At 69.6% G+C, this 25669-nt stretch carries 22 protein-coding genes and 1 riboswitch; of the genes, 10 read left to right on the top strand and 12 right to left on the bottom strand.

What is annotated here, in order from left to right:
* Positions 1-143: 143 nt before the first annotated feature.
* Both B0E41_RS09400 and B0E41_RS09395 read right to left on the bottom strand, forming a co-directional pair.
* Complete coding sequence (locus tag B0E41_RS09400; protein ID WP_077330825.1) at positions 144-938, bottom strand: MBL fold metallo-hydrolase; 795 nt, start codon at positions 936-938, stop codon at positions 144-146.
* Between the two features lie 17 nt (positions 939-955).
* Positions 956-1912 carry a helix-turn-helix domain-containing protein gene (locus B0E41_RS09395; protein WP_077330824.1) on the bottom strand — a complete coding sequence of 319 codons (957 nt, stop codon included), beginning with the start codon at positions 1910-1912 and terminating at the stop codon, positions 956-958.
* Between the two features lie 129 nt (positions 1913-2041).
* Here B0E41_RS09395 and tynA point away from each other — a divergent pair, with 129 nt between their 5' ends.
* The 5 genes from tynA to add all read left to right on the top strand — a co-directional run bounded on the left by tynA (position 2042) and on the right by add (position 9405).
* Positions 2042-4318, top strand: a complete 2277-nt coding sequence (gene tynA, locus B0E41_RS09390) for a primary-amine oxidase (RefSeq protein WP_077330823.1) — start codon at positions 2042-2044, stop codon at positions 4316-4318.
* 103 nt (positions 4319-4421) lie between these two features.
* A complete protein-coding gene (locus B0E41_RS09385; RefSeq protein WP_077330822.1) occupies positions 4422-4973 on the top strand; it encodes a glycine zipper 2TM domain-containing protein in 552 nt (183 codons plus the stop codon).
* 210 nt (positions 4974-5183) lie between these two features.
* Positions 5184-7478 (top strand): hypothetical protein, encoded by a 2295-nt coding sequence (locus tag B0E41_RS09380; RefSeq protein WP_077330821.1) that lies wholly within the window; start codon positions 5184-5186, stop codon positions 7476-7478.
* A gap of 114 nt (positions 7479-7592) precedes the next feature.
* Positions 7593-8273 (top strand): DUF4286 family protein, encoded by a 681-nt coding sequence (locus tag B0E41_RS09375; RefSeq protein ID WP_077330820.1) that lies wholly within the window; start codon positions 7593-7595, stop codon positions 8271-8273.
* Between the two features lie 124 nt (positions 8274-8397).
* Entirely contained in the window at positions 8398-9405 is a 1008-nt protein-coding gene (gene add / locus B0E41_RS09370; RefSeq protein ID WP_077330819.1) for an adenosine deaminase, read from the top strand.
* Positions 9406-9421: 16 nt separating this feature from the next.
* Here the strand turns inward: add and B0E41_RS09365 are convergent, their stop codons facing one another.
* From B0E41_RS09365 to B0E41_RS09330, 8 genes are all read right to left on the bottom strand, one after another.
* Positions 9422-10186: a hypothetical protein gene (locus tag B0E41_RS09365; protein ID WP_077330818.1), complete on the bottom strand. Its 765-nt coding sequence runs from the start codon at positions 10184-10186 to the stop codon at positions 9422-9424.
* Positions 10183-10839 (bottom strand): isochorismatase family cysteine hydrolase, encoded by a 657-nt coding sequence (locus B0E41_RS09360; protein WP_077330817.1) that lies wholly within the window; start codon positions 10837-10839, stop codon positions 10183-10185. The genes B0E41_RS09365 and B0E41_RS09360 overlap by 4 nt, the downstream gene beginning before the upstream one ends.
* Positions 10840-10852: 13 nt before the next feature.
* The gene (locus B0E41_RS09355) at positions 10853-11644 is read right to left on the bottom strand and encodes a creatininase (protein WP_077330816.1); all 792 of its coding nucleotides are present in this window, start codon (positions 11642-11644) and stop codon (positions 10853-10855) included.
* 13 nt (positions 11645-11657) lie between these two features.
* Positions 11658-12608: a DMT family transporter gene (locus B0E41_RS09350; RefSeq protein ID WP_077330815.1), complete on the bottom strand. Its 951-nt coding sequence runs from the start codon at positions 12606-12608 to the stop codon at positions 11658-11660.
* Positions 12605-13369, bottom strand: a complete 765-nt coding sequence (locus tag B0E41_RS09345; protein WP_077330814.1) for a 3-oxoacyl-ACP reductase family protein — start codon at positions 13367-13369, stop codon at positions 12605-12607. Before B0E41_RS09345 ends, B0E41_RS09350 begins: the two co-directional genes overlap by 4 nt.
* A 5-nt stretch (positions 13370-13374) precedes the next feature.
* Positions 13375-14175 (bottom strand): SDR family oxidoreductase, encoded by an 801-nt coding sequence (locus tag B0E41_RS09340; protein ID WP_077330813.1) that lies wholly within the window; start codon positions 14173-14175, stop codon positions 13375-13377.
* A 1-nt stretch (position 14176) separates the two neighbouring features.
* Entirely contained in the window at positions 14177-15187 is a 1011-nt protein-coding gene (locus B0E41_RS09335) for a fatty acid desaturase (RefSeq protein ID WP_077330812.1), read from the bottom strand.
* 86 nt (positions 15188-15273) lie between these two features.
* A complete protein-coding gene (locus B0E41_RS09330; protein WP_077330811.1) occupies positions 15274-16302 on the bottom strand; it encodes an ABC transporter substrate-binding protein in 1029 nt (342 codons plus the stop codon).
* Between the two features lie 52 nt (positions 16303-16354).
* Positions 16355-16457: riboswitch (guanidine-I (ykkC/yxkD leader) on the bottom strand.
* Positions 16458-16749: 292 nt separating this feature from the next.
* On the opposite strand from B0E41_RS09330, the gene otnI reads away from it, so the two are divergent.
* Together otnI and B0E41_RS09320 are read left to right on the top strand one after the other, a co-directional pair.
* Positions 16750-17559: a 2-oxo-tetronate isomerase gene (otnI, locus tag B0E41_RS09325; RefSeq protein ID WP_077330810.1), complete on the top strand. Its 810-nt coding sequence runs from the start codon at positions 16750-16752 to the stop codon at positions 17557-17559.
* Positions 17560-17679: 120 nt separating this feature from the next.
* Positions 17680-19005 (top strand): NAD(P)-binding protein, encoded by a 1326-nt coding sequence (locus tag B0E41_RS09320; RefSeq protein ID WP_077330809.1) that lies wholly within the window; start codon positions 17680-17682, stop codon positions 19003-19005.
* Positions 19006-19066: 61 nt separating this feature from the next.
* On the opposite strand, the gene B0E41_RS09315 is transcribed toward B0E41_RS09320, so the two are convergent.
* Together B0E41_RS09315 and B0E41_RS09310 are read right to left on the bottom strand one after the other, a co-directional pair.
* Positions 19067-20572 carry a hypothetical protein gene (locus B0E41_RS09315; protein WP_253194729.1) on the bottom strand — a complete coding sequence of 502 codons (1506 nt, stop codon included), beginning with the start codon at positions 20570-20572 and terminating at the stop codon, positions 19067-19069.
* 2 nt (positions 20573-20574) lie between these two features.
* Entirely contained in the window at positions 20575-21861 is a 1287-nt protein-coding gene (locus B0E41_RS09310; protein WP_077330808.1) for an SPFH domain-containing protein, read from the bottom strand.
* 166 nt (positions 21862-22027) lie between these two features.
* Between B0E41_RS09310 and B0E41_RS09305 the strand changes: the two genes are divergently transcribed.
* Genes B0E41_RS09305 through B0E41_RS09295 form a run of 3 tightly spaced genes read left to right on the top strand, consistent with a single transcriptional unit; the run spans position 22028 to position 25475 of the window.
* Entirely contained in the window at positions 22028-22717 is a 690-nt protein-coding gene (locus B0E41_RS09305) for a response regulator (RefSeq protein ID WP_077330828.1), read from the top strand.
* Positions 22714-24846, top strand: coding sequence for a HAMP domain-containing sensor histidine kinase (locus B0E41_RS09300; protein ID WP_077330807.1), 2133 nt, complete (start codon positions 22714-22716; stop codon positions 24844-24846). The genes B0E41_RS09305 and B0E41_RS09300 overlap by 4 nt, the downstream gene beginning before the upstream one ends.
* Entirely contained in the window at positions 24843-25475 is a 633-nt protein-coding gene (locus B0E41_RS09295; protein ID WP_077330806.1) for a 3'-5' exonuclease, read from the top strand. The genes B0E41_RS09300 and B0E41_RS09295 overlap by 4 nt, the downstream gene beginning before the upstream one ends.
* Positions 25476-25669 lie beyond the last annotated feature (194 nt).

Here is a 25669-nt window from a genome sequence, read left to right as displayed (position 1 = left end):
GTCCATGCGAGGGGAACAAGCATGGGGCGTGCCGTGGCCGTCGCTTCGGTTGCAATGCGCCTATGCATGACCATCAAACCAACATAGATGTTGCTTTTTCATGGCACATCAAACATCTATGACGTGTCTTCGATGAACGCCGCTCAGGCCGCTCTGTCGGGTGCGTCCAGCCCGTCGAGGTACCCCCGCACCAGTTCCCGCAGCCGCTCCCGCCCGAAGCTCGGATCGTGCCCCGCGTGCACCACGCTCACAGGCAGCGCCAGCAGGCGCTCCATGGTGCGCGCGTAGGCGGCGCGGTCGGAGTGGTGCAGGTCGTCGATGAGCGGACCGTCGTAGATGGCGTCGCCGGAGAACAGCGTGCCGCTCTTCGCTTCCCACAGGCCGATGCTGCCGGGCGAGTGGCCGGGCAGGTGCAGCACCTCGAAGTGGCGGTTGCCGAGGTCAATGGCATCGCCTTCGTCGAGCCGGCGCGTGACGGTGGCCTGTTTGATCTCCCAGGCCGAGAGCTCGTAGTCGGGCGTGGGCAGGGCGGTGAGCGCGGGGCCGCCGGTGTCGTAGCCGGGCACGGCGATGTTCACCTCGTTGAGATCGAAATCGGCCAGCGTGCCGTTCGGGTCGGCCTTCGACAGCGCATCGGCTTCGAGGCGGTGGCACCAGCACTCGGCGAACTCGTGGTGGCCGCCCACGTGGTCGAGGTGCACATGGGTGGCGAGCGCGGCGATGCGCTGTCCGAAGAGGTGGCGCGAGGCGGCGTGCAGGCTGCTCACGCCGAGGCCGGTGTCGACCATGAGGTCGAGCCCGCGCCCGCGGACATGCCAGATGTTGCAGCGGAGCAGCGGGATCACGTGCGGCTCGGTGATGAGGGTGATGCCCTCGCCGAGGTCGCGGAAGTTGAACCAGTCGCCGGGGGCGACGGGCAGCGGGACGGCGGCGGGCATCACGAGACCGGCCCGGCTCAGGCAACGGCCACGGCGTGGGCGCCGCGCGTGGCCGACGGCAGCTCGCCGAACAAGGCCTTGTAGTCGCTCGCGAAGCGCGATGGGTGCCAGAAGCCCCAGCGCGCCGCCACGTCGCCCACGGGCGCCGCCCGGTTCTGGCGCAGCTCGCTGCGCACCTGGTTGAGGCGCATGGCGCGCAGGTAGGTGACGGGGCTGATCTGCATCACCTCTTCGAACGCGTACTGCAGCGCGCGGCGCGAGGTGCCGATGGCCTGGCAGAGGTCGGGCACGGCGATCACCTCTTGCGCGTGGGCCTGCATGTATTGGCGCGCGCGGGCGACGATGCGGCGCCGGCTGGCGGCCGAGGCGGGCAGCGCGCGCGCCGGCTCGCCCGCGCGCAGGCCGGTGAGCAAAGCGTCGCAGAGCGAAAGCGCGAGCATGCGGCGCGAGGCGGGGTGGGCGCTGATGTCGCCCGCGCCGTGCGCGAGGTCCAGTGCGGCGTTGAGCAACCGGCCGTATTCGGCGCAGGCCGCGCGCGAGGCGTTCAGCAGCAGGGGCACCGGGGGCAGGTCGGCGTCGGGGCCGTCCACCTGGGCCACCAGCGCGCGCAGGGCCGCCAGGTCGACCGAGAGCGCGAGGATCTGCATGTCGGCGCCGGCCACGAGATCGAACTCGCCTTGCGCAGCGACGCTGATGAGCTGCTCGCCCTGCAGGCGGTGGCCGCTGAACCAGCCGGGCGACGACGCGGCGCGCACGAGCGCGACGGCGACGCGGTCGGCGCAGACGCGGCCCGCCTGCATCACGGTCTGGTTGGCGCGTTCGGCGAACACCTGCACCGGGCCCACGCGCAGTTCGTCCACCACGCCCTCGAAGCGCCCGGCCGAGAGCTGCTCGTAGCGCTGGTCCCAGTCGTGCAGGCTGGCGGCTTGCTCGCCGGCATCGCGTGCACGTTTGTGGGAGTGATCGAAGTTCATAGGGCCTGCGATGCAAGTTATGCGCCATTGTTGGCAAGGGCGCAAATTTGCCAAATCCGGATAACCCCTTGGTGCAGGGCCGACCTACCGTCCATCCCTTGTCCGAACCCGCTTGCCAAGGAACCCACCATGCAACCCCACACCCTTCCCCTGGCACTGAGTGCCATCACCCTCGCCGCCGCCGCGCTGTGGTCCCCTCTGGCCCTGGCCCACGGCACGGCCGCGAAGATGGTGCCGCTCAAAAAAGCCGCCAAAGACTTCAACGCCACGGTGCACTGGGACAGCTACGCCCAGCTGTTCACACTCTCGCGCAACAGCACCCTGGTGCGCGTGAAGCCGGGCGCGAAGACGGCGCAGGTGAATGGCGCCACGCTGCGGCTGGGTGTGCCGGTGGTGATGCGCAAAGGCGCACCCTATGTGGCGGCCGATTTCTTCCAGCAGGTGTTTCAGTCGGGGCTGGACAAAACCTTCGTGGTCGAGCGCAAGCCCAACCCGCTGAACCCGCTCACGGCGGACGAGATCAAGGCGACGCTGGAGGTGCTGAAGGCCTCGGGCCAGTTCAAGCCCGGCCACCGCTTCACCGAAATCGTGCTCAAGGCACCACCGAAGGACCAGGTGTGGGCGCACGCGCTGGAGGGCACACCGGTGCAGGCGCCGCGCCAGGCGGCGTTCGTCATCCTCGACGGCCGCAAGCTGATCGAGGGCACGGTGGACCTGGCCTCGAAGAAGCTCTTGCAGTGGCAGCCGGTGGAGGGCGCGCACGGCATGGTGCTGATCGACGATTTCGGTGCGGTGCAGGCCGCCATCGAGGCCAGCCCGGACTACGCCAAGGCGCTGGCGCTGCGCGGCATCAACGACGTGAAGAAGGTCGTGGCCACACCGCTGACCGTGGGCTACTTCGACGGCAAGGACGGGCTGAAACAGGAAGAGCGCCTGCTCAAGGTGGTGAGCTACCTCGATGTGGGCGACAACAACTACTGGGCGCACCCGATCGAGAACCTGGTGGCGGTGGTGGACCTGGAGAAGAAACAGGTCATCAAGATCGAAGACGCGGGCGTGATCCCGGTGCCCATGAAGGCCACACCCTACGACGGCAGTGCCGGCAAGGCCAGCGCGCCGCGCAAGCCACTGCACATCACCGAGCCCGAGGGCAAGAACTACACCATCACCGGCAACACGCTGCACTGGCGCAACTGGGACTTCCACATTGGCCTGAACTCGCGCACCGGGCTCTCGCTCTCGACCGTGACCTACAACGACAAGGGCACCAAGCGCAAGGTGATGTACGAAGGCACGCTGGGCGGCATGATCGTGCCCTACGGCGACCCCGACGTGGGCTGGTACTTCAAGGCCTACCTCGACTCGGGCGAGTACGGCATGGGCACGCTCACATCGAGCATCGAGCCGGGCAAGGACGCGCCAGAAAACGCGGTCTACCTCGACGCCACCATTGCCGATTTCACCGGCGCGCCGATGGCGATCCCCAACGCCATCGCCGTGTTCGAACGCCACGCCGGCCCGGAGTACAAACACCAGGAAATGGGCAAGCCCAACGTGAGCGCCGAGCGCCGCGAGCTGGTGGTGCGCTGGATCAGCACCGTGGGCAACTACGACTACATGTTCGACTGGGTGTTCGCTGAAAACGGCACCATCGGCATCAACGCGGGTGCCACCGGCATCGAGGCGGTGAAGGGTGTGAAGAGCCGCACCATGCAGGACGCGAGCGCCGCCGACGACACGAAATACGGCACGCTGCTGGACCACCACATCGTGGGCACCACGCACCAGCACATCTACAACTTCCGCCTCGACATGGACGTGGACGGCGAGGCCAACTCGTTGACCGAGATGGACCCGGTGGTGCTGCCCAACACGGCCGGCGGCCCGCGCACCAGCACCATGCAGCTCGCGCAACGCACCGTGGCGACCGAGAAGCAGGCGGCGCAGAAGTTCGACCCGGCCACGATCCGCCTGCTGAGCAACGGCAGCAAGACCAACAAGGTGGGCAACCCGGTGTCGTACCAGCTGATCCCCTACGCGGGCGGCACGCACCCGGTGGCCAAGGGCGCCAACTTTGGCAAAGACGAGTGGATCTACCACCGCCTGAACTTCATGGACAAGCAGATCTGGGTCACGCGCTACCAGGTGGGTGAGCAGTTCCCCGAGGGCCGCTTCCCCAACCGCTCCAGCAAGGACACGGGCCTGGGCCAGTTCAGCGCCGACGACCAGCCCATCGTGAACACCGACAACGTGGTCTGGCTGACCACGGGCACCACGCACGTGGCGCGGGCCGAAGAGTGGCCGATCATGCCGACCGAGTGGGTCAACGTGCTGCTCAAGCCCTGGAACTTCTTCAACGAGACGCCGACGCTGGGGCTGGTGCAGCCAGCGAAGCCCGCGAAGTAACCCGCCTTTCAAAAAAACCACGCTGCAGCATTTGGACACCTTTGCTCATCGTCCGTTGACACAGCCTCACTACATTGCACTCCACACAAGAAGGAGTGTTCACATGGACAAGTCAATGATGAAGGGCATCGCCGTGGGCGGGCTGGCGATGGTGGTGCTCGGGGCCAGCGGCGTGACGGGCTACCAGGCGCTGACAAAACCGAAGTTTGCCGACGTGGTCGCGGTGAAGGAAGTGCGCGACACGGTGGTGACGCCGCAGGAGCGCTGCGGGTACGTGCAGACGCGCCGGCAGGTGCCGGTGAAAGACGAGAACCGCCTTGCCGGCACGGTGATCGGTGGTGTGGCGGGCGGCCTGCTGGGCAACCAGATCGGCGGCGGCAACGGCAAGAAGGTGTTGACCGTGGCCGGGGCGGTGGCCGGGGGTTACGCCGGTAACCAGGTGCAAAAGAACCTGCAGCAGAACGACGTGGTCACCACCAGCGAGCGCCGCTGCAAGACCGTGAACCTCAAGTCGCAGAAGCTGGTCGGGTACGACGTGACCTACCGGCTCGAAGGCCAGGACGGCACGGTGCGCACGTCCTTCAAACCCGGCCACACGCTGCCGGTGAAAGACGGCCAGGTGGTGACCACGCCACCAACCGATCTGCGGTCATGAACCCGGGCGCTCAACGCCCTTTTGGACCACTTTTCACACCACTTCATGCTCGAGCACCGACGGCGGCCAACGCCGGGTGCCACAACACGACCACGCTGGCGAAGCCTCCATCGCATGGAGGACATGTTCCCTCTCTTTGTTGATGCGCTCCCGCGCACCCCTTCCTAGCATGGTCACTCCACGGCACATCGCCGTCTTCAGGAGTTCACCATGGGCACCGACATTTCCAGCGTCGTCGACAAGGCCTTGTTGTCCGACGCGTGGGCCTTGAAACTGCGCGAGCAGCACCTCATCGGCCCGCACATCCTGGGCATTGAAGTGACACAAGGCATTCAGTACTTTCGCGCGTCGCGCCACCTCACCGACCCCGCCGACCGCGGCCCCAACAACTCGCTGCGGCTGGTGGCCTTCAAGACCGCCTGGGTGCGGGTCTATGTGCGCGCCGGCTGGGGCGGGGCGGTGAACCTCACCGGCCACCTGCAGGTGCGCGCAATGCGCAACAAATGGTGGCTGCCGGTGTGGACCGATGTGGGCACGCTGACGCCCCAGACACCCGGTACCGTGACGGCGCAGGCCCTGCCCGACTACGCCACCGAGCGTGGCACCACCACCGCCACGCTCAACTTCATCGTGCCGGCCGAAGACATGGCCGGCACCATGAGTTTCAAGGCCAACATCTGGCGGGCCGACGACGCCAGCGCGGCCATCGTCGACACCGAAACGGTGGAGGCCGATGTCTCGCTGTTGCAGACCTTGCGCGTGCGCGGCCTGATGGTGGCCTACAACGGCCCCAACGCCGCCGGCAATGGCACGCTCAACATCGCCGCGCCCACGGTGGGCCAGCTGCAGACCACCGCGGCGTGGTCACACACCGTGTTCCCGGTGCAGGCCGACGGGGTGTTTTCGAGCGCCGGCACCGTGACCCTCACCGTGCCGCTCACCGGCTCCCCGCCCAACCCGGGCGGTTGTTCGGCGGGCTGGATCACGCTCAACGGGCAGCTCGCGGCGGCCAAGGCCAACGACGGCAACCGCACCGACGTCGTGTACTACGGCCTGCTGCCCAACGGCGTGCCCATGGGGCCGGTGATCGGTTGCGCGAGCAACGGCGTGACATCGGGTGGCGTCAACAACGGCACCACGATGGCGCACGAGCTCGGGCACTTCGCAGGGCTGCCCCACGCGCCCTGCGGCACACCGGGCAACGCCGCCTACCCGGCCTACGAACCCTACGACCCGGCCGGCACCCCGACCGCCTCCATCGGCGAGTACGGGCTCGACATCAACAACGGCGCGATCCACCAGCCCGCCGAAAAAGACTTCATGTCCTACTGCGGTCCCCGTTGGACCTCGATCTTCACGCACCAGATGCTGATCAACAACGCCATCTTCGCCCCCACATCGGTCCATCCGCGCTTCCGCATACCAGAGCTCTACGACCCGTGGCTGTGGCCCTGGGAGTACATCCCCGACCCGGCCCCGGAACCCTGGGAACACTGGAAGCACCACATCGAGGAGCTGCGCATGCGCCCCGTCATCACCCTGATCGGCACCTTCGAGCGCGACGCCTCGATCACCATGCAGCACGTGATGCGCGTGAACGCCCAGCCGACCATCGCCACCGGCGTGCCCACCCAGATGGTGGCCGAGCTGGTGGGCGCCAACGGCGATGTGCTGGCGAGCGCGCCGGTGATGCGCATCCCGGCCGACGCCCACGGCGGTGGCTGCGGGTGCGGCGGCGGCTGTGGGGGTGACGGAGAACCGCCGGTGTACGGCTTCCAGGCCATGGTGCCCGACGTGGGCCGTGGCGCGGCGCTGCGCATCGTGCACGTCGGCGCGCTGGACGACGCAGAGGGCAAGTTGCACCGCCCGCTCACCGTGGCCTGGGAACGCAAGGCGGCCGCCCGGACGGTCAAGCTGGGCGAGATCGGCGTGAAGCCCGGCCCGCGCGGCGTGACGCTCAGCTGGAAGACCGACGGCGCGGGCGCCGACGGTGCGGTGCTGAGCTGCTCGGTGCAGTTCAGCAAAGACGGCGGGCGTTCGTGGAATGGTTGTGCGGTGGGCATCACCGAGGGCAAGGTGCAGATCCCGGCCGACACGCTGCCGAGCGGCAAGGTCCAGTTCCGCGTGCTCGCGCACGACGGTTTTGACACGGCGGTGCGCACGTCGAACGCGGTGGAGATCGCGGCGCGTGCGCCCAACGTGGCCATCATGAACCCCAGCGCCGGCGCACGCGTGGAAACCGCCACGCCGATGCGTCTCTGGGCCCACGCGCAGAGCGGTTCGGGCGAGCGCATCGACGGCGAGGCCTTCGAGTGGCGGCTGGACGGCGAGACGGTGGGGATCGGGCGCGAGCTGTGGATCATCGCGCCGAAACCCGGGCCCCACGAGGTGTCGGTGGTGGTCGCCGACGGCCACATCAAGGGCGAAGCGAGCACCGCCTTCACCACCTTCGGCCCCGACCGCGACACGCCGCCCCCGCGCAAACCCGGCAAACGTGGCCGGTAGGCCAACCCCGCTCGCGCGCCTCGACCCAAGGAAAGGGAAAGGCCATGCCCGCGAGCGGGCGCGCAGGCCCCAGTTCTGGCATTCTTGGGGCCCCTCAACGGATGGAGACCCTGAATGTCACTTCTCGGAAAGGCCTGCCTGGCCATGTGGTGGGACATGGCCCCCGACATGCGGGCCGAGTTTGAACACTGGCACTCGCACGAACATTTTCCCGAACGCCTGGCGATCCCCGGCTTTCAGCGCGCCACGCGCTTCACCAGCGCCGACGGCGGCGAGGGCATCTTCGTGATGTACGAGCTGGATGCCCACGAGGTGGTGGCTTCGCCCGCCTACCTGGCCTCACTGAACGCCCCCTCGCCCTGGTCCACCAAAATGATGCCGCACCACCGCCACATGGTGCGCAGCCAGTGCCAGGTGCTGGCCAGCCGGGGCGCGGGCGTGGCCCGCCAGGTGCTCACGCTGCGGCTCTCGCCCGCGAGCGGGCGGGCCGGCGAACTCCAGGCCTCGCTGGCCGCGCGCATGCCGCTCTGGTCGGGGCAGCTGGGGCTCGCCGGGGTCCACCTGCTGCGGCACCTCCCTCCCGCCATCGCGCAGACCACCGAGCAGAAGATTCGCGGCGGCGATCAGGCGGCCGACTGGGTGCTGGTGGTCGCTGGCTACGACGCGGCGGCGCTGGACGCATGGGCGCAAACGGCCGTGTCGGACACGGCGCTGGTGGCACTGGGCGCGCGTCCCGGGCAAGTGCGCGGGCGGTACACGCTCTCGCTCTCGGCCACGCCAGACGACATGCGCTGACAGCGCTTTGGTCGCGCCCGCCATACGCAGGCCGTGATGGGGCGCATGTGGGGGCGGGTATGCGCCGAAGTGGTGGTCGGGGCGATCATCGGTGGTCTGAAAAACCGCTCTGAAAGCGCGCACTGTGAAACCCACCACCGCCAGCCTTGACCGCCTTCGAACCCTGCCGCGCGCCGAGGTGCATGTGCACCTGGAGGGCTGCTTCGAGGCCGAGATGCTGGCGCAGTGGGCCGGCCGCTTTGGCGAGCCGCTGCCCAGGCCGCTTGAGCGCCTGTTTGAGTTCGAGGGGCTGGCGGACTTCCTGCACTTTCTCGACTGGGCCTGCGGCCTGGTGCGCACGCGCGAGGAACTGGCGGAGTCGGCCTATGGCTTCAGCCAGCGCCTTGCCGCCAGCGGCACGGGCCATGCCGACCTGATCTTCAACCCCACGCACTGGCGCCACTGGCATGGCCGTCTGCCGGCCATGGTGGACGCGCTGGACGCGGGCTTTCGCGCCGCCGAACAGGACGGTCTGCCGCCGGTGGGGCTGTGCGTGAGCCTGCTGCGCACGCAGTCGGCCGATGCCGCGGCCGAACTCGTGGATGAACTCGTTCGCCAGCGCCACCCCCGGGTGGTCGCGCTCTCGATCGACGGCAACGAGGCCGCCGCCGGGCGCACCGGGCCGCGTTTTGCCGAGGCCTTCCGTCGCGCGGGCGCGGCGGGTTTGAAGCGCACGGTGCACGCGGGCGAGTCGAGCGGGCCCGAGGGCGTGCGCGACGCCATTGAGCTGCTGGGTGCCGACCGCATCGACCACGGGGTGCGTGCGGTGGAAGACCCGGCGGTGGTGCGGCTGCTGGTGGACCGGCAGATTCCGCTGGGCATCTGCCCGAGCTCGAACCTGACCCTGGGTGTTTGCGCGTCGATGGACGAGCACCCGATCGAGCGGCTGCGCCTCGCGGGCGTGCCGGTCTCCGTCAACACCGACGACCCGGCCCTGCTGGGTACCAGCCTGGAGCGCGAGTACGCGCTGTGCGCCGAGGCCTTTGGCTGGAGCGACACCGTGCTGCGCGAGGTGGCCCGCACGTCCATCGACGCGAGCTTTGCAAACGAGGACGTGAAGGCGTCACTGCGAGCGTCGCTGGCGCGCTGGTGATGGGCCGCTCGGGTAGCTAACCGAAGCTCGGCCGTTCCTCGTCGTGCCATTCCAGCACCTGCCAGTCGCCCGCCAGCGGGCCGCGTTCCACACGGGCGCGCACCGCGTCCAGCCGGTGCAGGGCACAGGGCAGCTCGTGGCCTTCGGCCGCGGGCGCGGCGGCGCGCTCCACGCTCCACACGCCGTGCTCGAAGCGGCCGAAAGCGATGTCCACATCAAGCAACGCCTCGGTCTGCGTCGGGTGGCGCTGCAGCACGCTGGCCAGGGTCTCGTCGGGCCGCAGATCGGTGGGCCAGGGCGCCAGGCGCGGGCGGTGGTGCATGAGGAACACGCCGGCCACGAGCAGGCGCTCGGCCGTGGGTTCGCCGCCCGCGCCCAGGCGGGCGAGCGCGATGCGCCGGGCGGTGGATTCGGGCAGCCGTTCCCACACTTCGAGGTAGGTCCCGTGGATGCCGGTCTCGATCACGCGCGAAGGTGTTTCAAACACCATGTGGCCGGCGTCGGGCGTGCTGCGCGGAGGCTGCATGTCGACGCTGCGTAACCAGGTGCAGACCTCGGGCCGATCCGGGTCGGGCCGGGTGATGGCGGTGGTGCCGGCGAAGCCCTGCACCTGGGCGCGGCTTTCAGGGGTGTTGCGCGCCGCGTCGGCCGGCACCCGCAGGTCGCCGTGCCACAGGCCGGTCTGCAGCCAGCGCACCCAGGTGGTGGTGTCGCGGCCCTCGGGCGTCTCCAGCAGGGTGCGCGCCCACACGCCGTGGTAGCGCTCTGGAACGACGTTCATGCGATGACCTGCGCGTGTTGCAAAGCTTCGACGACCTCGCAGGTGCTGCACACGCGGCCGAAGATGCCGCCCTCGACACCGATCATCGCGAGCGCGGGGGCCTGCAGCTCCGGCTGGCTGGCGGCGGTCGCGTCGCCCACCGTGGTGCACACATAGCCCCGGTCCACCGCCTCGCGCAGCGTGGAGTGCACGCAGACCTCGGTGGTGACGCCGCAGAGGATGAGCCGCTGCACGGCGTGCCGCCGGAGCACGCCGCCCAGGGCCGTGTTGTGAAAGGCGCCGTAGCCCGGTTTGTCGATCACGACCTCGTCGGGCAAGGGGCACAGCTCGGACACGAAGTCGTGGCCCTGCTCGCCGCGCACCAAGAGGCGGCCGAGCGGCCCGGGGCTGCCGATGGGCGCGCCGGCCGCCACGCTGCGCGCCATCTTCGCGGGCGGACAGTCCGACAGATCGGGCAGGTGGCCTTCGCGCGTGTGCACCACCAGCAGGCCGGCGGCGCGCGCGGCGCAGAGCAGGCGCCGCACCAGACAGATCACGCCGCGCATGCGGGTGATGTCGATGCCGGCCTGGTCGGCGTAGCCACCCGGGCTGCAGAAGTCGCGCTGCATGTCGATGACGATCAGCGCGGTGGGGTAGACGGTGTCAAGGGGCATGGGGTTCAGCTTCTCAGCCCTGGGGGCGGGTGAAGCCGGTGGTGATGGCCTCGGCCATGCGGCGCGCGACCTCGTCGGCGAGCAGGCGGCCCTTGGCCGCATCGGAACCCTTGGCCGATGACAGCACGCCCGAGGGCGGCACCCAGTCGGTGCGGGGCGGGTACATGTCGTAGGGCGGGAAGTCGGCCGGGCCGTCGTCGGGCAGCAGGTCCAGACGCACCAGGCTGGGGTGGTGGTGCAGCATCATGGACGTTTCGAGCACAGCCGCGTGCTCCAGGGCGAAGCCGGGGAAGCCGTCGGGGAACACGTCGCCCAGGGTCTCTGGGGTCATGAAGTCCCAGTACTCCAGGCGCATCACCTGCAGCGCACAGGCCGGGTCGGCGGCCTTGGCGTCGCGCAGGCCGAGGTCGATGCCCTCGATCAGGAACCACTGGTTCTCAAAGTGACCGTTGACGACCACGAGCTTGGTCAGGCCGTGGCGCGCGAACTCGCGCACCGCGTCGCGCACCTGGCCAATCAGCGTGGCGGCGTCCACGCTGGTGGTGCCGCAGAAGTGCTGCCCGCCGCCGCACTTGGGCTGCGACTTGTAGCCGTAGCTGAGCGTGGGCGCGACCAGCCCGCCCACACGCGCGGCGGTGTCGGCGGCCACGGCGCTGGCGAGCAGGCCGTCGGTGCCCAGCGGCAGGTGCGGGCCGTGTTGTTCGAGCGCGCCCACGGGGAGTAGCACGGGCGGTTGCTCGGTCTGGATGCGCGCCTGGTAGTCGAGCCAGGACAGTTGGTTCATCCACACGGTGGGGGGGTTCATCGGGTCTCCGGTGTCAGGTGGTGTCATGCGGTGGTGTCTGTGGTTCGAGTGGCGGGGGTTTCGGCACCGCCCCGCCGCCCAGTGCCTCCACCCCTGCCGCTGTAGCAATGAGCGCGCCACCCGCCCAGCCCAGGGGCGTGAGGCTTTCGCCGCCGAAGGCGATGGCGGTGCCGACCGAGATCAGCAGCTCGGCCAGCAGGATCAGGCCCGCACGGCTGCTCTCCAGGTGGCTCACGCCGTACTGCCAGGTCACGGTGGCGAGCAGCATCCAGCCAAAGCCGTAGGCCAGCAGCGCCAGCCACACCAGCGGCCCCATCGCCGACAGGATGGCCGGCAAGCCCGAGCCGCCAAGGCCGGTGGCCAGGGCAGAGAGCAGGCCGCAGCCGATGAAGACGCAGAAGGTTTTGGTGCGCAGGGGCACGCGGTGCGCGGCGCGGGCGATCACGTTGTTGGCGGCGAAGGCGAAACCGGCCGAGAGCGAGAGCGCGTCGACCCAGGTGAAGGCCAGCGCAGTGGAATCGCCCAGCCCCGGCCCGCCGAGCACCATCCACAGGCCCACGATGGCCGCGACCACGGCCAGCCAGCGCGTGGGCGGTATGCGCTCCTTCAGAAACAGCCAGCCACCCAGCACCGACCACACGGGCGAGAGGTAGAACAGGAACATCACGCGCACCACGTCGCCCAGCATCAGCGCGTTGACGAACGAGGTGTTGGCCCAGCCGCCCACCAGCGTGAGCGCCAGCACCAACCCCCACTGCGCGCGCCAGGCCGCGCGGTCGCGCCAGAGCAGCGCCACCGCCAGCAGGCCCACCGAGCCGTAGGTGATCAGCGCCACCAGCGGCCCGGAGAGCCCCTGCGCGATGAAGCCTTTGAGCGGCATCCACGACAGGCCCCAGAGCGAGGCGGAGAACAGCAAGACGCCGGTGGCGAGGCGGTCAGAGGGATGGGCGGGCAGGAAGGTCATGGCATGACGGAACCGCCGTTCGGCCCGAGCACCTGGCCGGTGTAGAAGCGCGCGAGGTCGCTGGCGAGAAAGAGCGCGCTGGCCGCGATCTCTTCCGGTTCGCCCAGCCGGTGCTGCGGGATCGCGAGTTCTTTCTCGACCCACTCGGCGCTCATGTGTTCCAGCGAGACCATGGCGGTCGCCACCGGGCCGGGCGCGATGGCGTTGACGCGGATCTGCTGCGGCGCGAACTCGCGCGCCAGCGACTTGGTCAGGCCGATCACGCCGGCCTTGGCCGCGCAGTAGGGCGCGTAACGCTCGCGCCCGAGGATGCCGAGGTCGGAGGCAATGTTGACGATGGCGCCGCCGCGGCGCGCCACCATGCCGGGCAGCACGGCGCGGCACACCAGAAAGACGGATTTGAGGTCGGTGCCGAGCAGGCGGTCCCAGTCGGCCTCGGTGGTGTCGAGAAAGGCCTTCTCCTGGATGATCCCCGCGTTGTTCACGAGCACGTCGATGGTGCCGACCACCGCGAGGGCGCCGTCCACCAGGCGCTGCACGTCGGCGGCATCGCTCACGTCGGCGCTGATCGCGGTGGCCTTGCCGCCCAGGGCCTGAATGGCCTGCACCAGCGAAGCGGCTTCGGCGTCTTGCCGGAGGTGGTTCACCACCACGCGCGCGCCGGCCTGCGCGAACAGCAGCGCGGTGGCGCGGCCGATGCCGGTGGCGGCGCCGGTGATCAAGGCCGTGCGTCCCTGCAACGACAGTGTGGGCAGGGTCATGGGCGTCACAGCATCACCTCGCCGTGGCTGGGCGAGAGGCACTGGCCGGTGAGCGACGCGGCGCCATCGCTCGCGAGAAACAGGAACACGCCCGCGAGATCGTCGGGTGTGAGCATCTGCGGCACGGCCTGGCGCGACAGGATCTCGCGCTCGACCTCGGCTTCGCTTTTTCCCTGCTCCAGGGCCATGGCGGCAAGCGAACGCATCGCGGCCTCGGTGCGCACCCAGCCGGGACAAACCGCGTTGACGCGGACGCCGCGTGCCCCCAGCTCCAGTGCGAGCGAGCGCGTGAGGCCGACGACCGCGTGTTTGCTCGCGCTGTAGGCCGAGAAGCCGGCCACACCGGTGCGGCCCCAGATGGAGCTCTGGTTGATCACGCTCGCACCACGCGGCAGCAGCGGCAAGAGCGCCTGCGTGAGCCGCACCATGCTGCTCACGTTGTTGTCGAGCAGGCCGGCCCAGCGCGCCATGAAACCCGCTTCGGCCCCAGCATCTGCATCCGCCAGTGGCGTGGGGTACTCGGTGCCGGCGTTGTTCACCAACACGTCGAGCTGACCAAAGCGCTCTTTCACTTTTTCCGCCACCGCCGCCACCTGGGCATCGCTGCCCAGATCGCACACGGCGCTGTGCACCTGGTGGCTGTGCAGCGCATCGACCAGCGCGTCCAGCGGCGCGGCCGCACGGTCCAGCAGCATCAGCCGCGCGCCCTGCGCCAGAAAGGCACGCGACAGCGCGCTGCCGATGCCGCCCGCCGCGCCGGTGATGAGCACGGTTTTGCCTTGCAGGCCGTAGTGCGGCGACGTCATCTCAAACTGCCGTCAGAAAAGAAACACCCACAGCCCCGATGAACCCGTCCGCGCGGCGCGGCGCACCCGGCGGCAACACCGCGCCGTAGTCGCTGGCCAGCACGCGGGTCACGCGGTGGCGGTGGTAGGCGCGCAGCAGCTCGCCCACCGTCACCACCTGGGCATTGCCCTCGGGGTACAGCTCGCGGTGCAGCCGGGGCAGCTGGTACCAGGGCGCGACGGGCCGTTCGTGATGCGCGTTGTGGAAGCCGAAGTTGAGCCAGACCAGGTTGAGCCACTTCGCGTCCAGGCCCACCACGTCACTGAAGGTGTTGGCCTGCTCGTAGGCGCGGTCGCGCAGCTTGTCTTTGGGGATCGGCGTTTCGTCGAGGATGGGGTAGGCGTCGTAGGTGTGCTGGAAGCAGTCGGCAAAGCGCAGCAGGTGCACGAACAGCAGGTAGGCCAGCGCGTACAGTGCCAGGGCCTTGAGCGACCACCAGGCGAGCAACGCCCAGGCGGTGAGCCGCACCACGGCGACCCCGATCACGCGACCGCGCGCAGCCTTCTTGCGATCCCCCATGAAGGGCAGCGCGACCACGAAGCCGCGCATGACGAACTCGACCGCCGGGATGTGCAGCCACTCCAGCGCGAGCACCACCCGCCGCACCAGCGGGCGCGCGCGCAGGAAGCCCTGCAGGTCGAAGGTGATGACGTCGGCGCGTTCGACGTGGTGGCGCATGTGCTTGCGGCGCAGGTCGTCGAAGCTGGCGTAGGCGCTGCCGTTGATCCAGCTCATGAACACCCCCCAGCGCTGGTTGGCCTGCGGCGTGCGAAAGATGGCCTGGTGCGCGAACTCGTGGATGAAGTAGGCCGACCAGGTGAGCGAGAGCGTCACCAGCAGCACGCCGAGCACGTTGAGCGCCCAGTGCGCCTGCCCGAGCAGGGCGATGCCCAGCGGCCAGCCGAGCACGGTGAAGCTGAGGGCGGCGGTGTTGGGCCACACGCCGTCGACGTGACGAAAAAGGGATGGCATGGTTGCGGCTCCAGAGAGGAACACAGGCTTGGCGCGCCGGCCGTCGCGCGAGGCACGCGCGGGGCCGGGCGGTAAAGGCTTGGGACTTACTTGGCGAGGGCCTTGACGAGCGAGGCGTCGAAGGTGGCTTCGGTGGCCGGGGCGGTCTTGATCTGGCCCTTGGCCACCAGCAGCTGGCCGATGATCTCGCCGCTGGCGTAGTACGAGGTGGTTTCCTTGGCCTTCACGAAGGCCTTGGGCATCTCGGCCAGCGGGATGTTGTACACGCCGCTCATCTGCTCCTTGGCTTCCTTGGCGGAGACGCCCATGAACTTGCCGATGATCTTGGCCGCGTCGTCGGGCTTGGCCTTCATGTAGGCCAGGCCGTCGAGGTAGGCCTTCATGATGCCGGTGATCTCGGTCGGCTTGGCCTTGATGACCTTGTCGTCGAACACCAGCACGTCGGCGATCAGGCCGGGCGCGTCTTTCGACGAGAACACCACCTTGAACTTCTTGCCGCCGCCCTGGCCGAGCACCTGCGACAGGCTGGGTTCGTAGGTCACGCCGATGGGCAGCGCGCCCGAGGCCATCGCGGCCGGCACGGCCTCGGGCGTCATGCTCACGGGGTTGATGTCCTTCTCGCTCAGGTTCACGGTCTTGAGCGCGTAGGAGAGCAGGAAGTCACTCGGCGAGAGCGGGTTGTAGCCAACCTTCTTGCCCTTGAAATCGGTCACCTTGCTGATGCTGCCGTCGGCCACGATGGCGTCGCCGCCGTTGGAGTAGTCGATGGGCATGACCACCTTCATGGCCTTGCCGCCGGCCACCTGGCCCACCACTTGGTCGTAGGTGAGCATGCCGCCGTCGACCGCGCCCGAGGCGATGGCGGCGGGGATCAGGGCCGGGTCGCTGAAGACCTGCAGCGAGACCTTGAGCTTCTGTTTCTTGTAGAGGTCGAGCGCGTCGGCGACGTAGAACGGGCCGTAGCCGATCCAGACCACGGTCGCGATTTTCATCTGCGTCTGCGCGAAGGCCGAGGCGGTGGCCAGGGTGAGCGCCGCGCCCACGGCCGGCTTGAGCCAGCGCCCCAGCGGGGACGGCGAAACAGAAGAGGAAGAGAAGAGGCCTGCCAATGTCATGTGAAGCTCCGGTGGTGGATGAAAGGCGCAGGGAGAACACGATCAGACGTCGTTCTCCCGGGCTTTTATCCCTCCGTGGAGCCTGCGATCAGGCCGGACCACTCTCGGACCAGACCCCACGTTTGACGGTGGACGGAACCCTAGTGGACCTACGCACGAGCCGCTGCCAACCACGTGCAGACCGCTCTCCATGCTGCAACGGTCAATGCATGGAGCGTGCCAGGGCTTGAGCGCCCACTTTCGCCGGGATCGGGGCGCTCGCGCACCAAAGCGCAGCACACCGTGGCCGCACGCCCGGGTTCAAGGCCTGATGTTGGTGCGCCGCCTGCGGGTTCACCCGGGCGTTCGCGCCGTGGCCGCCGATGTCATGATTCAGATGAATCCGCACCCGCCTCCGGTGCGCGCCGGGCATCCCCGCCGATGCGTCCCTCTTCCCGCGAGAATCCCATGCCCCGCTTCGCCGCCAACCTGACCATGCTCTACAACGAGCACGCCTTCCTGGACCGTTTTGCCGCCGCGGCGGCCGACGGTTTCCAGGGGGTCGAATACCTGTTCCCCTACGCCTTTTCCGCCAGCGACATCGCCCAGCGCCTGGCCGACCAGGGCCTGCAGCAGGTGCTGTTCAACGCCCCGCCGGGCGACTGGGACGCGGGTGAGCGTGGCCTGGCCTGCCTGCCCGGGCGCGAGGCCGAGTTCCGCGCCGGTGTGGCGACAGCCCTGGACTACGCGCAAGCCCTGGACTGCCCGCGCATCCACGTCATGGCCGGCCTGGCGCCCGCCGGGGTCGAACGCGCCGCGCTGCAGGCCACCTACGAAGCCAACCTGGCCTGGGCCGCCGGGCAGGCCGCCAGCGCCGGGCGCGATGTGCTGATCGAACCCATCAACACGCGCGACATCCCGGGCTTCTTCCTCAACCGGCAAGACGAGGCGCACCGCACCGTGCAGGCCATCGGCGCGCCCAACCTGAAGGTGCAGTTCGACCTCTACCACTGCCAGATCGTCGAAGGCGACGTGGCCATGAAGATCCGCCAGTACCTGCCCACCGGCCGCGTGGGCCACTTCCAGATCGCCGGTGTGCCCATGCGCCACGAGCCCGACCTGGGCGAGCTGAACCACCCCTACCTGTTTGGCGTGATCGACGAGGTGGCCGCCGCCTGCGGCTGGCAGGGCTGGGTGGGCTGCGAGTACCGGCCAGCGCGCGGCGCGGTGCCCGGCGGCACCTCCGCCGGCCTGGGCTGGCTGAACGCAGCCGCCTGATGTTCTCGGGTGTCCCCAGGCTGCTGAAGTCGGCGTTTTTGAAGAGGGCCTGAATGCCCGAGACCGCGCAATAATGCGTTGGGTTCTGGTACTGTTCCGTCTCGCACATCCGGAGCGCCCATGGCCAACCAACACTTCGAGGTCATCATCCTGGGTGCAGGTGTCTCCGGCCTGACGGCAGCCCACGAGCTGCTGCCCTCGACGAAGCGCCTGGCCATCATCGAGGACTACCCCAGTGCCGGGGGCAACCACCTGTCGACACACATGGGGGGCTGCAGCTTCGATGTCGGCGCCATCTTTTTCTGGTCGGACAGCCCCCTGCTCCAGATGTTCCCCGGCATCGAGGCCCACTGGTCGCCCGTCAACTACAGCATCGCCCGCGTCACACCCCAGGGCGACGTGCGCGCCTACCCGTTCGACGCGCGGGGCGAGCTGGGTGCGCGGCCCTGGCGCTACCGCTTCGCGGTGCTCGCCGATGTGCTGGCCCACAAGCTGTTCCATCACCACAAGGCCTCGGCGGCGGATTTCGCCAAGGCCTACATGGGCGCCATGCTGTTCCACGACAGCGGGCTGGCGGACTACATGCGCCGCTTCTACGGTTTTTCGGCCGAGGAGATCAGCTACCCGTTCGCGCTTCGGCGCATGAAGTGGATCGCCAAGAACGCCGGCGTCGCACCGCGGGCGTTGCGCCTCGTGCGCTCGGCCGGTCAGCGGCTGGGGCTGGTGGAGCGCCCAGCGTCCCTGCGCTGTTTCGCCCGGTCACCCGAAGGTTTTCAGGGCATGTACGGCCATGCCGTGGCGTGCCTCCAGGCCTCGGGCGCCGAGGTTTTTCTGAACGCGGGCACGTCGTCGGTCCGCAAAACACCGGAAGGTTTTGAGGTTTGCACCGCTGCCGGCACGTTCACCGCCACGAGACTGATCAGCACGCTCCCGCTGGTCAACATCACGCGCCTGCTGGGGCTGGACGCCACGAACGCACCCGCGTCCACCTCGCTGGTCACGGCGTGCTTCCGGTTTCGCGGCCAGCGGAATTTCACAGCGCTGATCCTGCACAACTTTGCGGCCGACGGCCTGTGGAAGCGGTTGACGGTGCACTCCGACTACCACGGCCCGGTGGACGGGTGGGCGTTCTTCAGCGTGGAGGTGTCGGTGCGCGGCCCCTTGCCGTCGATCGACACCATCGTCACCGACTTCCGGACCACCACGGCCCGCGCCGGCCTGCTCGACGGCGAGCTGGAATGCCTGGGCAGCTTCGTGACGGACTTTGCCTACCCGGTGTACGACCAGGCGGCCGATGCGCGCAAGGCGGCGCTGTTGCAGTCGCTGACGGCGCTGGGCATTGAAAGCCTGGGCCGCCAGGGCGGCTTCGACTACATCCCGTCGACCACGGAGGCGGTGGCGCTGGCGCGAGCCCGGTTGAAGGTGGGGCCGAGCGTGGCCGCTTGATACGGCGTTGCAACGAAGTCATACGTTTGAAGGCAACGCCGCATGAGGCTGCAACGCCCGCTCAGCGCAGCGCCAGCGAATCCCGCTTCCAGGCAGCGTCGGGCCAGCGCGCGAACGGACCCAGCGCGTCGGGCTCGAAGGCGGTGCGCTGCGGGGTGAGGGTGCTCAGCTCCACCACCTCGAAGCGTCGCACCGTGCGGCCTTCAGCGATGGCCTCGCGCGCCACCAGCATCTGACGTCCGCCGGGCACCCAGCCGGCCAGCTCGGCGTAACCCAGACCGGGGTTGAGTGCGGCGGGCGGCAACACCTCGACGGTCCAGCCCTGCGCGGTTTTGCGGAACACCCAGAGCTCGCGCCAGCCGTCCACCGGCTGCACCGCGAGCGCGGCGGCGTTGCCTTCGCGGTTGACCGAGGCCGACGCGGGCCAGACCACGCCCCAGGAGCAGCGCTCGGCCAGCGGCTGGGCGTTTTTCTGGCGCGGATCGATCAGGCTGGCGCAGGTCTGGCCGTCGTCTGTCTTGCGGGTGGTGATGCTGAGTGCGGCGGCGGGCGCCACGCCGCTGCCGGCGGCCCAGCGCACGGCGTTGGCGCGCAGGGCGGCTTCGGTGTGGCGGGTGAGGTCGTCATCGGCCAGCTCGGTGCGGTCCACGCGGGCGATGGCTTGCAGCGCGCGCTCGGCGGCGCTGCGGGCGGCGGCGACGTCCCCCCGTTGGGCGCGGGCGAAAGCCAGGCCGCTCCAGACGCCGGCCTGCCGGGTGGCGAGGCGGGCGCGCCAGTGGGCGGCCAGGGTGGTGGTGGGGACGCGGTCGAGCAGGCTGGCGCGGGCCTGGTCGGCGGCCTCGCGCTCGCTGGGCCGGGCCTGGGGGTTCTGGCAGTCAGGGCGGGTCAGCGCGAGCGCGGCGCGGGCCTGCTGCTCGGCGCTGGCGGCGGGCAGGGCCAGCAGGCGGCGGTGGGCGTCGCCTTCGTAGCACAGGCGCACGCGCTCACCGTCTTCGATGCTCTGGAACGTGACGCCGTGGCGCCGGGCCACGTCGAGGTGGGCGGTCAACATCGCCTGGTCTTGCGCACGCTGCGCGCCTTGGGATGCGCGCTCGGCGAGGCGCTCGGCCTGGCGGCCGATGGCGTCGAGCACCTTGGCGCCGTCGGGGCCTTGCAGCGCGGCGGCAGGCAGGGCCTGGATCGCGGCGGCGGCGAGCGCGAGGCCCAGGGTTTCGGAACCCGGCTGTTCGCTCACGAAGCCCAGCAGCGCCAGCAGCTCGGGCGCGGCCTGCGCGCCGCTGCCCACACGCAGCAGTTGCGAGCGCTTCACGTATCCACCGCGTTCGCGCTGGTGGTCCCAGACCTGCACGAAGTCGCCGCGTTCGGCGCGGACCTCCATCACCTCGCCGCGCCAGAACACGGTCTGCGCGGCGGCGCTGTCGCGCGGGGCGGCGCGCAGGGTGACGGCGTCGCGGGTCACCAGGGCCACGGCCGCCACCGGCTCGGCGGCGCGGGCCGAGACACACACCACACCGACCAGTGCCGCCACCACCGCGGCGGCCAGCAGAAAGTTGCCAAGCTGTTTCATGCTCACTGCTCCGCGCTGTCGGCTGGCACGTCAGAAGCGGCGGTCTGCGCCCGCGCCACGCTGCCGAGCAGGTTGTTGCCGATGAAGCCGCCCTGCGAGGGCGAGGCGATGATGACCTGCACCTTGTCGCTCAGGCGGTCGGCCATGGTCTTCTGGATCAGCAGCGGGTGCTTGGTGATGAGCGCGCCTTCGGCGGCCATCTGCTCAGCGTTGGCCTTGCCCACGCGGGTGAGGCGGTAGGCCTCGGCGTCGGCGAGCTTCTGCCGCGCCTCGGCCTCGCCCGCGGCTTCGATGCGGCGTGCCTGCGCTTCGCCCTCGGCCTGCTGCACACGGCTCACGCGGTTGGCCTCGGCTTCGAGCTTGCGCTGCTCGATCTGGCGCTGCTTGAAGGGCAGCACGTGTTTCATCGCTTCTTCCTGCGCCTTGGCGGCGATCACCTGCTCACGGCCCGCGGCTTCGGCGGCGATCTCGCGGCGGGCCTTGTCGGCGCTGGCGGTGAGTTCACTTTCTTTCACCTGCTTCTCGCGCAGCTCCAGCGTGTAGCGCATCTTCTCGGCCGAGAGGCCTTCGGTCAGCAGCACCTCCATGCCGCGGCGGTAGTCCTCGGGCAGGTCGATCTTGCCGATGTGGATGGAGCGCAGCAGCAGGCCGTCGGCCGCGAGTTTGGTGCGGATCTGGCCTTCGATCTCCTGCTCGATCTGGGCGCGTTGCGACGAGAAGATCTCACGCACGGTGTGGCGCGCGATGATCTTGTAGACCGTGGACTGCACCGCCGGTTCGACGATCTGGGTGTCGAGCCGCTCGGGCAGCGACGCGGCTTTGGCGGCGGTCAGGCGCGCCGGGTCGATGGCGTAGCGCACGCTCAGGTCGAGGCCGATGGACAGCCCTTCAACCGACTGCGCGGGCGAGGGGCCGTCGGCGCTGGCCATGCTGGCGGCGTGCCAGGTCTGGTCTTGCAGCGGGTAGCGGGCCACCTGGTACAGGCCGGGCAGGGCCCACACCGGGCCGCTGCGCCAGACGGTGGTGTCGCCCGTGAGCTGGTTGGTGCGCAGCGCGAGGTGGCCGGGGGCCAGCTGCTGCACCGGCGGGTGCTTCACGATCAGGTAGCCGGCACCGAGCGCCGCCGCCGTCACGCCCAGGGTCAAAAGCAGTGGCCGCAGCGGCAGGGTGGGCAGTGGACGCCCGGAGGGCGCCGCGTCGCCGGTGGCCGCTCCGGGGGCGGCACGGCGGACCAGACGGGCCAAGGCAACACGGACGGAACGGGTCAGGGACTTGAGACGCAGCAGCATGGAATTTCTCCGGTGGTTTCTGGCCAACCCAACCGCGGGTTCGCCATGCCCTGCATCGTTCCCGGAAGGCGCGGAAGTCTCAATGCGGTCGCCGGGCGGGTTCACCGCCGGCCCCGGAAGAAAAACTCACAGCGGCCCGCGCAATGGCGCTTCGATAATGGGCGCCATGCACACCATCGCCGTCATCGAGGACGACCGCCCCACCAGCCACCAGCTCGCGGGCTGGATCAAAGCCGCACGCCCGGAGCTGACGGTGCACCAGTGGTTCGACCGCGACAGCGCCGAGGCCGCCCTGGCGCGTGAGCGCTACGACCTGGTGGTGCTGGACATCGAACTCGGCCGCGAACGGCACGCGGGTGTGGCCCTCATCAACACCATCAACAAGCTGCACCAGGGCACGCCGGTGCTGGTGGTCTCGGCCATGCCGGCCGCCATCTACCGCAGCATCATGAAGGCGCTCGACGCCTGGGACTACCTGCAGAAAACCAGCTTCGACGAGGCCGAGTTCGTCGAGACCTTTCTCGACATCCTGCGCACGGCGAAGGCGCAGAAGACGGCCGAGCCCGCGCCCGCCGCCGACGAGCTGAGCCTGGACCCGCTCTGGCAACGAAGCCCGACCTGGCGCGGACAGCGCATCAACCTGCCGCTGACCGCGCAGCGCATCCTCGCCACGCTGGTGCAAAAGAAGGGCCAAACCGTGAGCTACGAGGAGCTGTACGAGGTGGTCAAGAGCGGGCGCAACCGCGACAACGTGCGCAAGCACGTGAGCAGCATCCGCGACGCCTTCCGCGACCTCGACCCCACGTTCGACGCGATCGAGAACGTGCCCATGCGCGGCTTTCGCTGGGCACGATGAAGTTCGGCCCGCTCGACCTGCCTTCGCTGCCCGCGCTGGCGCTGCCGCGCCTGCCGCTCTCGGCCTTCCGCCGTCGCATCGTTTTTCACGGGGTGTTCCTGCTGCTGGCGCTGGCCGTGGTGGTGCTGGCGCTGACGCTGCTGGCCGAAGAGAAGCAGCGCGCCCGCGAGCGCTACGAGGCGGGTTTCCACCAGACGCTGTCGACCATGGCGGCGCAGCTGCGCCACCCGACCGGGCAGCTCGCGCTGATCAACGCCGACGCGGCGGCGCCCTCGGGCGCGGGGCTCACGCCGGTGGTGCTGCCGTTTTCAGCGCTGGACTATTCCGACCCGTTCAAGGCGCGGCAGGCGGTGGAGATGAGCGGCTGCGCGGTGCACTGGCCCGACGACGGCGGGCAGCTCTGCGTGGGCGTGGGCAACAGCGCCTACGCGGGCGGCGTGGTCTACCTCGTGGCCGATCTGGTGCTGCCGCCGGCCGTGGCGCGCGAGCCTGGCACGCTGGACCTGGGGCCGGTCAGCCACGCGGTGATCCGCGCCGACACCGCCCACGGCACGGAGCGCTGGGTGGCGCCGTTCGAGGCGCCGGGCGACGCCCCCGCACAAGACGGCGAGGGCGGCCTGCGTGGCCGCCTGACCGGTTTCCGGGGCGAAGGCGCGGCGCTGGTGAAAGGCTCGCTGCCGGTGCGTGATTTCCGGGGCTGGCTGTGGCAGGAGCCTGGCTGCGCCTTGCCCGACCAGGCCTTGCCCGGCTGCACACGCCGCACGCTGCTGTCGCTGCGCGTGCCCATCGAAACCTGGCGCCAGGCGCTGTTCACCACGCCGTCGCGCAGCTGGCCACCCGCGAACCTGAACCAGACCCGGCTGCAGCTGCAGTGGCTGGGCGCCGACGGGCGGGTGTTGTTCGACAGCGCGCGGACCGACGCGGTGTTGCCCTTTTCACTCCAGCACCTGGGCTCCACGCTGGCGGGCGGCGAGGTGCTGCGCATCGAGCGCCTGGGCAGCGGGGCGCCCCAGCTGGTGACGCAGCTGCGCGGGCAGGACAAGGGCACTGACGTGGCCGCGCCCTGGCTCACGCGCCTGATCCTGCGCCTGCCCTCGGCCGACACCCGCACGCAGGTGCAGGCGCAGGAAACGGTGGCCACCTCCAGCGGGCGTTACCAGCTCAGCCTGAGCGGTGAACTCGCGAGCGTGGACCGGGACCTGAGCGCGGGCGCCACGCGCATGAGCGGTTTCGTGGGCGCGATGCTGGCGGCCATCGTGCTGGCCTGGCTGGTCATCGAGGTCGGCCTGATCCGCCGCGTGGCCACGCTCACGAAACGCGCCGCCGCGCTGCGCTACAACATGCAGGATCCGCAGATCGAGCGCCGCCTGGGCGAGCTGGACGTGAGCGACCTGGGCGGGCGCGACGAGCTCGGCATCCTGGCCAACACGCTGGCCACGCTGCTGGAGCGCATCAAGGAGGGCGTGCGGCGCGAGCACCTGCGCAACGAACAGGAGCGCGACATGTGGCACGCCGTGGGCCACGAGATCATGTCGCCGCTGCAGTCGCTGATGGTGCTGCACGGCGACGCCGCCGACCCCAGCCACCGCTACGTGCACCGCATGCAGCAGGCGGTGCGTGTGCTCTACGGCAGCGCCTCGCCGAGCGAGGCCATCACCTCGGCCTCGGTGGAGGTGGACACGCTGGACCTGAACCAGTTTCTGCGGCACGTGGCGGCCAACGCGCCGTACGCGGGCATTCAGAACGTGGTCTTCGACGCCGCCGCTGCACCGGTGTGGGTGCAGGCCAGCGAGCACTCGCTGGAAGACGTGGTGACCCACGTGCTGCGCAACGCCGACCGCTACCGCCCGGCGGGCACGCCCATCACCCTCACGCTCGACGACCGCGGCGCCATGGCCGGATTCGCCATCCACAACACCGGCCCGGCCATCGAGCCCGAGCGGCTGGACACGATTTTTGAATACGGCGTGACCGACGCCAGCGCCCCCGGCGAGAGCCGGGGCCAGGGCCTGTTCGTGGCGCGCACCTACATGGCGAAAATGGGGGGCACGATCACCGCGGCCAACGCCGACGGCGGCATGCGCTTCGTCCTCCACCTGCCCCGCGCCACCCCACTGGCCTCCACATGAACCGCATCGCCGTCATCGACTTTGAAACCACCGGCATCTCGCCCGGCATGGGCGACCGCGCCACCGAGGTGGCCATCGTGATCAGCGAGGGCGACCGCATCGTAGACCGCTACCAGAGCCTGATGAACGCGAGCGTCTACATCCCCGGCTTCATCACGCAGCTGACCGGCATCACCAACGCCATGGTGCAGGCCGCGCCCCCCGCGACACAGGTGATGGCCGAGGCGTCGCGCTTTGTCGGCGACGTGCCGATGGTGGCGCACAACGCCTCGTTCGACCGCCGCTTCTGGCAGGCCGAGCTGGCGCTGTGCGGCCAGCCGGCGTTGCAGCCCTTTGCCTGCACGGTGCTGCTGTCGCGCCGGCTCTACCCCGAGGCGCCAAGCCACAAGCTGGGTTCGCTGGTGGACCGCTTCGGCCTGCCGCGCACGGGCCAGGCCCACCGCGCGCTGGCCGACGCCGAGATGGCCACCGAGCTGCTGCACCGCATGCGCCACGACCTGCGCACGCGCCACGGCGTGGCCAACCCCGACCACAGCTACCTGATGGGCCTGCAGCGCTGCACCAAGGCCGTCGTGGCCAAGCTGCTGGCGCGTCCCACCGTGCCAAAGGGTGCCTTGAGCGCCCGCTGACCGCCGCCCATCAGCCGACGGACCTTCGCCCGGAGGCCCGTGCTACGATTTGCGCCATGCAACGCCGCACAACCCTGTCCACCCTATCGCTAAGCCTAGTGCTCGGCCGGGGTCTGCCTGCGTTCGCCTCTCTTGTTGCCTGAAGCGCAACACCCGACTTCCCCCAGACCCCGGCCCACGAACCAGCCTCCATT

Source organism: Hydrogenophaga sp. A37 (assembly GCF_002001205.1).
GTDB lineage: Bacteria > Pseudomonadota > Gammaproteobacteria > Burkholderiales > Burkholderiaceae_C > Hydrogenophaga.
The sequence above is the reverse complement of the archived record's forward strand: the minus strand, read 5'-3'. Positions and strand labels throughout refer to the sequence as shown.